Origin of the sequence: Nocardioides aestuarii (assembly GCF_039527245.1) — a bacterium.
Lineage (GTDB): Bacteria > Actinomycetota > Actinomycetes > Propionibacteriales > Nocardioidaceae > Nocardioides > Nocardioides aestuarii.
In genome coordinates this window covers 1759369-1767398 of the sequence record NZ_BAAAJT010000002.1, presented here as the reverse complement: position 1 = coordinate 1767398, position 8030 = coordinate 1759369, and the positions used below count along the sequence as shown (strand labels likewise).

The window sequence follows — 8030 nt, the reverse complement described above, 5'->3', positions numbered from 1 at the left end:
GAAGTCGACGCCGTCGCGTCGGGCGGTCCTCGGGGCGAAGGGGAAGACGTCGCCGCCGGTCAGCAGCCAGACCTGGTCCTTGGGCAGCGCGGGGTGCTCGTAGCGGTCGACAGCGGTCTTCCCGTGCAGGTCGATGACGGGCGTGATCCGGACGTCGGCGTGCCCGAGGAGGTCGGCGAGGCTGGCCACCAGCATCGGGCCGATGCCCTCGACGCGGGCGATGCCCGTCTGGCCGGTGAGGGCGTCCTGGCTCAGGTGGACGAAGACCTGCGCCTTGACCCGCATCGCGGCGAGCTGCCGCGGGGACAGCCGGCTGAGGCGCTGCGCGGTGTCGGGCAGGTGGTCGGGCGCCCATGCTGGCTGCTCCGGCTGCCCGGGGTCGGTGTCGGTGTCGTCGTCGTCCTGGTGGTGGTCGATGAGGAGCTTGATCAGCTCGGCGGGGCGGGCGAGCCAGCCGAAGGCGCGGGCGCGGAGCTCGTCGCGGTTGTGGTCGTGACCGTGCTCGACGGCCAGGATGTCGGCGACCCGGTCGACCATCGCGTCGATCCAGACCGCGTCGCCGGCGTGGATGCGGGCGATGACGGTCCGCAGCCCGAACTCATCAGTGCGGGACAGCGCGACGTAGCGGCGGTGCTTCTCGGCCTCGCGGCGCATGGCGTGGGCCTCGGGGTCGGCCTCGATGACCTTGGCGGTCGCGATCTCCAGCACCGTGGCGGGGGCGTGGCCGGCGATCGCTGCCGACACGGCCCGGTCGACGATCCCGACGGTGGCCGCCGGGAGTGCACGGGAGAGGGAGGCGACCTTGCGGGCCACCCACGGCTCGCAGTCGCCGGCCTCGACCACGGCCCACACGCGCGGGAGGCGGTGCTGGAGGTCGAGGGTGTCGGCGGCCAGCGCCCGGGTGGTCAGGGTGTGGGTCTCGCGCGCCATCGCCAGCTCCGGCAGCGCGTACTCCCGCACGGCCGGCGTCCCGTCCCCGCCCGGCGAGGTCATCGGGTCGCGCTCGGAGCGCGGTTCGCCGTGCATCACGCACCAGTGGGCCACCACCCGCATCTCCGCCACCTCCGCCGCACGCCGCGCGCGGACCGCCTCGTGGGCGGCGTCGAGGACCAGCTGCGCCGAGCGGTCCTCGAGGGATGCGGTGGTGGACATGGCCGCAGTCTACTCGAACATGTGTTCGAACACAAGTGGCAGTCGTCCTGAGCGGCCGACGACACGCCGCTCGGGACCGGCTGAACGCAGGACCGTGCAGCCCTGACAGGCTGTGGCGCGCCGACACGACGACGGGGGAGGGCCACATGGCCAGGCTGTGCGAGAACGACCACGAGGTCCGCGAGGCGATGTTTTACTGCCCGACCTGCGGGTCGGAGTCCGTCTCCGAGCGTGCGCCCGGCCGCCTCCCCGTCGCCACGGCCGAGGACCATGCGTTGCTCCGTCGCCGTCAGCAGGCCGAGGAGCGGCTGACGGGCTTCCTCAGGACGGGCGCGCTGCTCCTCGTCGGCGGGGTCGTCGCCGCCGTGGTGTCGATCGCCCTGGCGGCCGGTGGTAGCGGCGCCGGCTACGGCTTCTTCGCGCTGGTCGCGTGGCTGTTGGGGGCCGCCGGAGCCGGCTACCTGCTCTGCGGGATCGTCGGCTGGGGCGTGAAGTACGGCAACGAGGCGACCGCGCGCGACTAGGCCGGGCGCACCCCGGCCAGCGCACGGCGTACGGCGTCGGCCGGGTCGGCCGCGACCTCCGGCCCTCCGGAGGCGGGCAGGTCCCAGCCGAGCAGGGCGACGGCGGGCACGCCGGTGCGGCAGGCGAGGGCGACCTCGCTGAGCGTCCCCCAGCTGCCGCCGACCGCGACGACCGCGTCGACGGCTCGCACGACCAAGGCGTTGCGGACCTCGCCGAGCCCGGTCGCGATCGCGACCGTCAGGTGGGGGTTGGCCTCGGACCGGTCGGCCCCCGGCAGCAGCCCGACCACCACCGCGCCGGCCGCCGCGGCACCCGCCGACGCCGCCTCCATCACGCCCGTCCCGCCGCCGGTGACCACGACGCACCCCGCGTCACCCAGCAGCCGCCCGACCTCCCGGGCCGCAGCCAGCACCGCGGCGTCCGGGGCGCCGCTCGGACCCACCACCGCGACGTAGGCACCGGTCATCCCGGCATCGTAGGGAGAGGATGGCCCCATGAGCGACCTCAACTTCTACGTCGGGCTCCACCCGCTCGGAGCAGCCGCCGTCGTGGTGTCGACCGTGCTGCTCTACTTCGCCTTCGCGGCGATCATCGGCTGGTCGGGGCAACGGCTGTTCGCGTCGCCGTCGAGCTTCGACCTCGCGATCGTCACCGTCCTGGGCGCGATCGTCGGCCGCGCGATCCTCGGCCAGGTCCCGACCCTGTCCGGAGCCCTGCTCGCGCTCGCCACCCTCTTCACGCTCGAGGCGCTCACGGGTCGCGTACGCCGCTCCGAGCGGATCCGCAGCCGGCAACGCGAGCGCGCCACGGCCGTCATGGTGGCCGGACGCCCGGACCGGCAGGCGATGCACCGCCACCACCTCGACGACGTCGCGCTCTGGGCCGCCCTCCGCGCGGCGGGGGTGCACGACCCGCACGACGTGGCGCTCGTGGTGCTCGAGCAGACCGGCCGGTTCTCGGTCCTGCGCCGCGGTGAGCCGCTCCATCCCGCGGTCCTCACGGGCGTCCGGCACTCCGACCAGGTGCGGGCGCGGCTGGTCGCCGCCGGGCTCACCTGACCGGTCAGTCGAGGAGCTCGGTCAGCGCCGAGACGGTCCGGTCCGGGGACACGCCCCAGGGGTCGAGCGCGGCGGCGGGCGACCGGCGTACCCACACGGCGGCGAGGCCGACGTGCTTCGCGCCGATGATGTCGAAGGAGTTGCCGGAGACCAGGGCGACCCGCTCGGCCCGGAGGTCGAGCGTCGCGAGCAGGTGGGCGTAGACGGCCGGATCGGGCTTGAAGCTCTGCACGGGCTCGACGGTGACCACGTCGTCGAGCAGCGGCAGCAACCCGGCGTGGTCGAGCAGGTCCCGCGCCGAGGCCTCGACGCCGTTGGTGAAGGCGACGGCCCGGACCCCGCTGTCGCGCAGCCGCTGGAGCGCCTCCCGCGCGTCGTCGTAGGCCGGCAGCCGGCGATAGCCGTCGAGCAGCCCCTGCCGCTCGTCGTCGGTCAGTGCGACCTCGAAGCGCTGGGCGACGGCGTCGAGGGCCTGCGCGGTGCAGACGCCGAAGTCGACCCAGTCGCGCATCACCGCCCGGCGGAACGTGTACTCGAGCTGGACCTGGCGCCACGCGTCGGAGAAGGCGGGGGCCCGGTCGCCGACGACCGACCGCAACCGGTCGACCTGGCCGCCGGTGTCGACGAGCGTGCCGTAGACGTCGAGGGCGAGGGCGTCGACGTCAGGCGTCAGCGTCGTCATGGGCGCCCGCCTCCTCCAGCCGCTGGTGGAGCCGGTCGCGGACCTCGTCGGCGGTGTAGGCCCGCCGCTGCCGTTCCTGCCGCGTGATCGCTGCCCCGGTCGCCGCGACTCCGACGACACCGGCCAGCCCGAGCCACTTCCACCATGCTGTCGAGGCCTGCATGCCTCTCACCCTAGGGTCATCCCATGGCTCGGGCACTCGACCTCGACGACGCGGTGGCGCTCGCTCGCACCGGCGACCTCTGGCTCTTCCGCGGCCACTCCGCCCCGGACCGGGCGATCCAGACCGTGACCAACGCGCCGGTCAACCACGTCGGCATGGCCGTCGTCCTCGACGACCTCCCGCCGCTGATGTGGCACGCCGAGCTCGGCAAGACCCTCCAGGACCACTGGACCGGCGACCACCACCGCGGCGTCCAGCTCCACGACCTCCGCGCCGCCGTCACCCGCTGGCAGGAGGTCTACGGCCAGGCCGCGTGGCTGCGCCAGCTCACCCCGGAGGTCGGTCGCGCCGAGGAGGACGCCGTCATGCGCTCGATCGCGCGCCTCGACGGGGTCTCGTTCCCGAGCACCGCGAGGCTGGCGGGCCGCTGGCTCCGCGGCCGGGACGCCTACGTCGCGCCGCGCGACCGCGGCCGTCCCCGACCTCGGCCCGAGGAGGCCTACTGCGCCGAGGTCGTGGCGCTGACGATGCAGGAGATGGGCCTGCTCGGGGACGACCGGCGCGCGAGCTGGTACGACCCCGGCACCTTCTGGAGTGGGGAGTTCCTCCCGCTCACCGACGGGTGGTCCTACGGCCGCGAGGTCGCGGTCGCCCGCGAGCGCGTCTGACCGACGCCCACCTCGGTCAGGCCAGGTCGGCCTGGGCCCGCACCCACGCCCACGCGTCGTCGACGGCGCCCAGCCGCGGCCGGGTCGTCGGCAGCAGGTGGAACGGTCGCTGCCGCCGGTCGTGCCAGAGCGTCCCGCCCTCCGGTGCCGGGTCGGTCGCGGCCAGCCAGACCGTCGTCTCGGCGCCGCCGTCGGCGTCGCGCAGCACCGGACGCATCACCTGCCGGAAGCGGGGGAGCGAGGTCTGCACGCCCGGCGTGTCCGCCCAGCCCGGGTGGGTCGCGTAGACCGACGTCGAGGGCCAGCGCCGCTGGAGCAGCGGCAGCAGCTCGACCTGGAGCCGCTTGCTGCGCGCGTAGGCGGTCGTCGGCGAGTAGTCGCCGCGCTCGTACTCGAGGTCGTCCTCGACCAGCCGCTGGCCGTACATCCCACCGCTGGTCACGAACAGCACCCGCGCCCCGTCGGTCAGCACCGGCGCGAGCAGGTCGGTGAGCAGCACCGGCGCCAGGACGTGGAGCGACATCGTCAGCTCGTGGCCCTGCGGGGACTCGGTGCGTTCCGACGGCATCGCGCCGGCGTTGTGGACCAGCACGTCGAGCCGGTCGAGCCCGCCCGCCAGCCGCTCGCCGAGGTCGCGGACGTCGTCGAGGTCGCCGAGGTCGCAGCGGTCGACCACGACGGACGCGCCGGGGACGGCCGCGAACAGCTCGTCGCGCACCCGACGTCCCTTCTCCTCGTCGCGGACGACGAGGTGGACGGTCGCCCCGAGCGCGGCCAGCCCGCGGGCCGTCGCCAGGCCGAGGCCGGACGTCGCCCCCGTGACCGCGGCGACCTTCCCGGTCAGCGAGCCGGAGGCCGGGTCCGCGGGCCAGCCGGGCAGCCGGCGGCGTACGGCCGGACCGACGGAGCTGAAGCCGAGGACCACGCTGCGGTCCAGCACGGTGTCGACGGCACGGGAGGCGGCCTGGAAGGTCATGGTCACGAGCCTACGGAGAGGGCTAGCGTCGGCCCATGGCCTCGATCCTCAACCCCTACCTCAACTTCGACGGCAACACCCGGGAGGCGATGGAGTTCTACCAGTCCGTCCTCGGTGGCCAGCTCGACGTCATGACGTTCGGCCAGATGGGCGGGGAGCCCGCCGACGGCGTGATGCACGCCTACCTGGGCACTCCCGCGGGCTTCCACCTGATGGCCTCCGACGGTCCTCCGGGGCAGCCCGCCCCCACGCCCGGCGGCGCGGTCAGCCTCAGCCTCTCCGGCGACGACCACGACGAGCTGACCGGGTGGTTCCACGCTCTCGCCGAGGGTGGCACCGTGCTGCAGGCGCTCGAGCCGCAGATGTGGGGTGACACCTTCGGCATGTGCGTCGACCGGTTCGGCATCCAGTGGCTGGTCAACATCTCCGGCCAGCGGCAGGGCTGAGCCTCACTCCCCCCAGAACGACCGGAAGGCGGGGCTGAACCAGCCGTCGCCCGAGTCCGCGGGTACGCCGCGCAGCGGCCGGCCGCCGTAGGCGTGGCCGTCCTGCGCTCCGTCGTAGCGCAGCCACGTCTGGGTCGGACCGGTGCCGCGGCTGGCGACCGACCAGTCGCACACGCCGTCGGCGAAGAGCTCCTCGAGCGTGGCGACCTGCTCCTCGGTGAACAGCGACCCGACCGGACCGTAGTCGTCGAGCGTGAAGGGGCGCAGCCGGCAGGCGACGTTGTCGTTGGCGAGCGGTCCGCCCGCCTCCTGGCGCGGCGTCGAGAGCCGGGTCTGGAGGACCTGCAGCTCCTCGACGTCGCACGCCCCCTCGAGCTCGGCGACCACGCAGCGGTCCGTCACGTCCTCGGGCCGGTTCGCGACGACCTTCTCGGCCAGCGTCGCGCCGGACCGGTCGGCCTCGACGGCGGTCAGCCAGGCGTCCATGGCCAGCAGCGCATCGCCCGCCCACCGCGGATCCCCGATCAGCGGCGTCGGACCGAACCACATGACGCGGTTGTCGGTGTGGCCCTGGTCGGCGAGCAGCCGCTCCTCGGTCCAGAACGCGTGGGCGTAGTCGTGGGCGATGCCGGGGTCGGGTCCGCCGTGGTTGATGATCGCGACCTCGTCGAGGTTGGTCATCTCGTTGACGAGCCCGGTGCGGTAGGCATTCGCGATCGCCGTGGCGTCGCCGGCGACGCGCTCGTCGGTGCGACGGCTGTCGACGTCGAGCCCGCCGATCTTCGCGTTGAGGTCGACGAACTGCTGAGGGGTGATCAGCCCTCGCTTCACCGCGGACAGGCCGAACTGGATGCCCGTGTTGGCGAAGGGGATGCCGGCGAACCCGTGGCCGACCTGCTGCTCCTCCGCGCCCCACGCCGACTCCGGTCGAGGGCCGAGCAGGTTGCCCATGATGTCGAGGACCGAGCAGCGCACCCCGCCGGGGTTGGTCTCCGCGTCGTACCGCGTCGCCGGGTCACCGGCGACCGGGTCGAGCGTCCCGTCACACGGGTTCTCGGGGTTCAGCGCCGCCTTGAAGAGACCCTCGTCGGCGACCACCGCGTTGACGTGCGAGAGGTGGCCCTCGACGGCCGCCATCTGTGTCGGCGTCCACACGACACCCGGCGCCCAGCGCGACGGGTCCTCGAAGTAGAGCCGCAGCAGGTGGTAGTCGGCGAACTGCGCGCCCGCGGTCAGCGTGTCCGGGTAGGAGCAGGTCGTGACGAGGCCCTGGTAGATGCCGGGGTAGGCGTTGGCGACGGTGTGCTGGGCGATCGAGCCACCCGAGCAGCCGGTGCCGATCGTGTAGCGCAGCTCGCCGTAGCGCTCGACGAGCCGTTCCTTGACCATCAGCAGCGACTCGGCCTCCATCGCGACGTTGCAGTTGTGGCCGGTGTTGGCCAGGGCGGTCGAGGCGACCGCGAAGCCCTTCCCCAGCGCGGTGACATAGCTCGGCTCGACCCCCGGGACCGACTCGAGGGTCCCGGAGTAGTCGGCCAGCGGCGTCCCGCCCGGCTCGTACGCCGCCCCGCAGTTGCCGCCGTGGGTGATGAGCAGCTTGTGGTTCCACTGGTCCTGCGGAGCCCACGCCTTCCAGCGCGTCCCCGGCTGCCAGAGCTGGAGGATCGTGTAGCGGTCGCGGTACTGGAAGCCGTACTCGCGCCGCACGATGAACGGGACCTCGACGCCCTCGTCGGTGGTCGTGGTCGCGACGTCGGCCGGCGGGTTGTCCCGGTCGTAGGGCTTCAGGTCGCTCTCGAGCGGGTCGGTCGACTTGTAGAAGAACCCGTGGGTCGCCGGCTCGTTGCACTGCGCGTCGACCGCGGACTCCTGGCAGCGGTAGTGGTCGAGCTGCGGGCCGGAGAAGACCGGCCCGCCGTTGGCGTGGTTGACGACGCGTGCCCGGTCGAGGAGGTCGCCCGGCGCGGTCGCCCGCAGCCGGTTGCGGCCCTCGCGCAGCCCGGTCACCAGGCCGTAGAACCGACCGTCGCGGCGTACCCGGAACCGATCGGTGACGTCGTCGCCGTTGAGCCGGACCCGGACCCGGCCGGCGTCGACCCGGCGGGGCAGGACGACCTCGACGAGGGCGTCGCCGGCGGAGACGAGGTCGCTGCGGTTGGACAGCACCTCGAGGTGGAAGGTCCGCGCCTCCGGCGCTGTGGCCGTGGTGGCGCCGGCGGGCGCCGCGGTGGTGGGGACCGCCAGGAGCGGGAGCAGCAGGAGCAGGACTCGCCTCATGCCACCCCAACGAGCGGTGGTGGCAGGCGTCACGGGCCGGTACGACGGAGGGGACGGGGTCTCCGACCCCGAGAAGGAGGGAA

The 8030-nt window shown here is 73.8% G+C and carries 10 protein-coding genes; 4 read left to right on the top strand and 6 right to left on the bottom strand.

All coding sequences use genetic code 11. The annotated features are described in order from the left end of the window. On the bottom strand, positions 1-1152 hold a 1152-nt coding region (locus tag ABD091_RS08975; protein ID WP_343917543.1), incomplete at its 3' end, for a hypothetical protein. Between the two features lie 146 nt (positions 1153-1298). Between ABD091_RS08975 and ABD091_RS08970 the strand changes: the two genes are divergently transcribed. Continuing rightward, complete coding sequence (locus tag ABD091_RS08970) at positions 1299-1676, top strand: hypothetical protein (RefSeq protein WP_343917541.1); 378 nt, start codon at positions 1299-1301, stop codon at positions 1674-1676. Here ABD091_RS08970 and ABD091_RS08965 read toward each other — a convergent pair. After that, a complete protein-coding gene (locus ABD091_RS08965) occupies positions 1673-2143 on the bottom strand; it encodes an SLOG cluster 4 domain-containing protein (protein ID WP_343917539.1) in 471 nt (156 codons plus the stop codon). The two genes, ABD091_RS08970 and ABD091_RS08965, sit on opposite strands and share 4 nt — an antisense overlap. A 28-nt stretch (positions 2144-2171) precedes the next feature. Between ABD091_RS08965 and ABD091_RS08960 the strand changes: the two genes are divergently transcribed. After that, on the top strand, positions 2172-2735 hold the full coding sequence (locus ABD091_RS08960) for a DUF421 domain-containing protein (RefSeq protein WP_343917537.1): 564 nt from the start codon (positions 2172-2174) through the stop codon (positions 2733-2735). A 4-nt stretch (positions 2736-2739) separates the two neighbouring features. Here the strand turns inward: ABD091_RS08960 and ABD091_RS08955 are convergent, their stop codons facing one another. Further along, positions 2740-3417, bottom strand: a complete 678-nt coding sequence (locus ABD091_RS08955) for a haloacid dehalogenase type II (RefSeq protein ID WP_343917535.1) — start codon at positions 3415-3417, stop codon at positions 2740-2742. Then, on the bottom strand, positions 3398-3580 hold the full coding sequence (locus ABD091_RS08950; protein WP_343917533.1) for a hypothetical protein: 183 nt from the start codon (positions 3578-3580) through the stop codon (positions 3398-3400). The genes ABD091_RS08955 and ABD091_RS08950 overlap by 20 nt, the downstream gene beginning before the upstream one ends. A 23-nt stretch (positions 3581-3603) precedes the next feature. Between ABD091_RS08950 and ABD091_RS08945 the strand changes: the two genes are divergently transcribed. Further along, positions 3604-4248 carry a hypothetical protein gene (locus ABD091_RS08945; RefSeq protein ID WP_343917531.1) on the top strand — a complete coding sequence of 215 codons (645 nt, stop codon included), beginning with the start codon at positions 3604-3606 and terminating at the stop codon, positions 4246-4248. Between the two features lie 16 nt (positions 4249-4264). Here ABD091_RS08945 and ABD091_RS08940 read toward each other — a convergent pair whose 3' ends face one another. Next, complete coding sequence (locus tag ABD091_RS08940; RefSeq protein ID WP_343917529.1) at positions 4265-5224, bottom strand: SDR family NAD(P)-dependent oxidoreductase; 960 nt, start codon at positions 5222-5224, stop codon at positions 4265-4267. 35 nt (positions 5225-5259) lie between these two features. Between ABD091_RS08940 and ABD091_RS08935 the strand changes: the two genes are divergently transcribed. Beyond that, positions 5260-5670, top strand: coding sequence for a VOC family protein (locus ABD091_RS08935; protein ID WP_343917527.1), 411 nt, complete (start codon positions 5260-5262; stop codon positions 5668-5670). A gap of 3 nt (positions 5671-5673) precedes the next feature. Here ABD091_RS08935 and ABD091_RS08930 read toward each other — a convergent pair whose 3' ends face one another. Further along, positions 5674-7947 carry a DUF6351 family protein gene (locus tag ABD091_RS08930; RefSeq protein ID WP_343917525.1) on the bottom strand — a complete coding sequence of 758 codons (2274 nt, stop codon included), beginning with the start codon at positions 7945-7947 and terminating at the stop codon, positions 5674-5676. Positions 7948-8030: the final 83 nt, after the last annotated feature.